2 protein-coding genes are annotated in these 1737 nt (G+C 59.5%); both read left to right on the top strand.

Annotated features, from left to right (window positions below; genetic code table 11):
* Nucleotides 1–586 (top strand): preprotein translocase subunit SecD (locus tag HMPREF2971_RS07095; RefSeq protein ID WP_070692137.1); only part of this gene is annotated, 586 nt, incomplete at its 5' end.
* 322 nt (nt 587–908) lie between these two features.
* Nucleotides 909–1634 carry a preprotein translocase subunit SecD gene (locus HMPREF2971_RS07090; RefSeq protein ID WP_070692121.1) on the top strand — a complete coding sequence of 242 codons (726 nt, stop codon included), beginning with the start codon at nt 909–911 and terminating at the stop codon, nt 1632–1634.
* The last annotated feature ends 103 nt before the right edge of the window (nt 1635–1737 follow it).

Raw genomic sequence — 1737 nt, 5'->3', positions numbered from 1 at the left:
AGCAACCAGCAAGAGCACCACCTCCGCAGCAGCTGAAACCACCAAGGCAGAAACCAAGGCCACCCAGGGTACCATCAGCACCCCCACCGACCTGCCCACCGATGCAAACGAAGCACTCAAGAAGGCTGAAGGGTCCGCCCAGCAGGCAGGCTCCGCAGGCTACACCGCCAGCAAGGAAGCCCTGAACGATTTCAAGACTGAGGCCGGTGTGAAGAAGGCGCAGACCAGCGACGGCACCGTCTACTACAACGATGAATTCGCTGCCTTCGAATCCAAGGACGGCGCTATTGTCAGCATCCAGAATAACGGTGTGTGGACCAGCATCGACGCCAACGGTACGACCATCGTCGTGAGCAATGACGGCTCCTGGATTAAGACCAACCCCAAGGAGAACCTCTACACCGTCGTCAAGGCAGACGGTACCGCCTCCGTACTGAACACCAAGACCTTCGAACAGGCAACCGATGTCTCCACCATCGAGGTCCCGAAGGCCCCGGCCCGCATCGACGGCTTCAACGGCACCGCTAAGACCCCGGTCAAGCCCACCAAGATTGCTGACCTCTCCGAGGTCGCAGGCGCCAAGTAATGCAGACGCCAAATAAAAACTAGCCCCTGCCCTCTGCCCCCGGGCCGAACAGCCCGACAGAACAGGGGCACCAGCGCCCCGCACGTATCCGACCGTGATGCGTGCGGGGCGCTTTGCGTCTTCAAGCTGAGCTGGGAAGACACGTAGAGCTGAGAAGACCAGCGAAAGTAGCGGGGGAGGGGGGGGGGCACCGCACCATCTCAGGGAGCTTCCAGGCCGCGGTGCTAGCATGAGGGCATACACCGGGGAGGTACCCGAGCACAGGTCAACCACATTACGCACTGCGCCGTTGCAGAGCGGCGCATGCAGAAAGAGAAAATCAGTGAAGAAGTCTATTGCTGTTCTGTCCCTGACCATTGCCGGTGCCTTCGGCCTTGCAGCTTGCAGCGGTAATTCCGGCACCAACTCCGGCACCAACTCCTCTGCATCGGCTAGCGCGTCCGCTTCTGCAACCGCTTCCGCAACTGCCTCGGCCCCTGCAAGCACCTCCGCAGCCGCTGAAACCACCAAGGCAGAAACCAAGACCACCCAGGGGACCATCAGCACCCCCAGCGGTCTGCCCAGCGAAGCAACCGAAGCACTTAAGAAGAGCGAGGACTCCAACCAGCAGGAAACCTCCGCATTCTACAGCGCCGTCAAGGAATCCCTGAACGAGTTCAAGAACGAGTCCGATGTAAAGAAGGTACAGACCAGCGACGGCACCGTCTACTACAACTATGAAGTCGCTGTCTTCGAAACAAAGGACGGCGCTATTGTCATCATCAAGAATACCGGTGCGTGGAGTAGATTTGACTCCAACGGCGGAACCATCGTCGTGGAAGAGGACGGCTCCTGGATTAAGACCAACCCCGAGGACAACCTCTACACCGCCGTCAAAGCAGACGGCGCCGCTGCCGTGCTGAACACTAAGACCTTAGAGCAGACAACCGACCTCTCCACCATCGAGATCCCGAAGGCACCTGCCCGTATCGACGGCTTCCGCGGCACCGCTAAGACCCCGGCCAAGCCCACCAAGGTTGGTAACTTCTCTGAGATTACAGGCCTCTAGTAAAAAATAGCTCCTGCCCCGGGCCGAATAGCCCGACAGAACAGGGATACCAGCGCCCCGTGCGCATCCGATTGTGATGCGTGCGGGGCGTTTTGCGTCTTCA

It is taken from the genome of Rothia sp. HMSC066G07, assembly GCF_001814485.1.
Taxonomy (GTDB): Bacteria; Actinomycetota; Actinomycetes; order Actinomycetales; family Micrococcaceae; genus Rothia.
This window is presented reverse-complemented; position numbering and strand designations above follow the sequence as displayed.